Annotated in this window: 1 protein-coding gene; it reads left to right on the top strand. The window is 43.7% G+C overall.

Annotation, left to right across the window (positions count from 1 at the left end; translation table 11 throughout):
- Positions 1-54: 54 nt before the first annotated feature.
- On the top strand, positions 55-756 hold a 702-nt coding region (locus ACT3RN_RS15980; RefSeq protein ID WP_444518854.1), incomplete at its 3' end, for an IS982 family transposase.

Raw genomic sequence — 756 nt, 5'->3', positions numbered from 1 at the left:
GTTGTACGGTTTCTTCAGCATAGCTCAGACAACCTAACCGAACTATACTGCCATATTGACGACTTTTATCAGCAATTCAAACCTGAGTTTGACGCTCATTTAATCGCAACGGGACACCAAAGGCTAAGAGCATGCAAGATAAGTGTAGCAGAGATTATGACCATCTTGGTACTGTTTCATCAACTGCGGTATCGACAGTTTAAGTCTTTTTACTACCACCATATGCTTGGCATGATGAAACGGGAGTTTCCAAACCTGCCGAGCTACTCGCGATTTATAGAGCTTATGCCGCGCAGTATCATGCCACTATGTGCCTACTTGCAAAGCATGATGGGCGACTGTACAGGTATCAGCTATATTGATTCAACCAAGATAGCAGTTTGTCATAACAAGCGTATCTACCGTCATAAAGTCTTTGAGAGTATGGCGCAAAGAGGTAAAGGTAGTATGGGCTGGTTTTACGGCTTTAAGCTGCATGCCATTATCAATCACAAGGGCGAGCTTGTATCTGTTAAAGTCACTGCGGGCAATACGGATGACAGAGTGCCTGTTAAGGATATGGCAACGTCTTTATTTGGAAAACTATTTGGTGATAGAGGCTATATCAGTAAAGCCCTAAACGCGTGGCTCACAAAACACAGTGATACCACGTTGATAACCAAACTTCGGCGTAATATGAAACCCCAATTACTCAAGCCGATGGATGAGGCACTACTCAATCATCGCTCTTTGGTTGAAACGGTGTTTGGAGAGCTT

The sequence above is a fragment of the Psychrobacter sp. AOP5-GZ1-6 genome, assembly GCF_052376345.1.
In the GTDB taxonomy this organism is placed as follows: domain Bacteria; phylum Pseudomonadota; class Gammaproteobacteria; order Pseudomonadales; family Moraxellaceae; genus Psychrobacter.
This window is presented reverse-complemented; position numbering and strand designations above follow the sequence as displayed.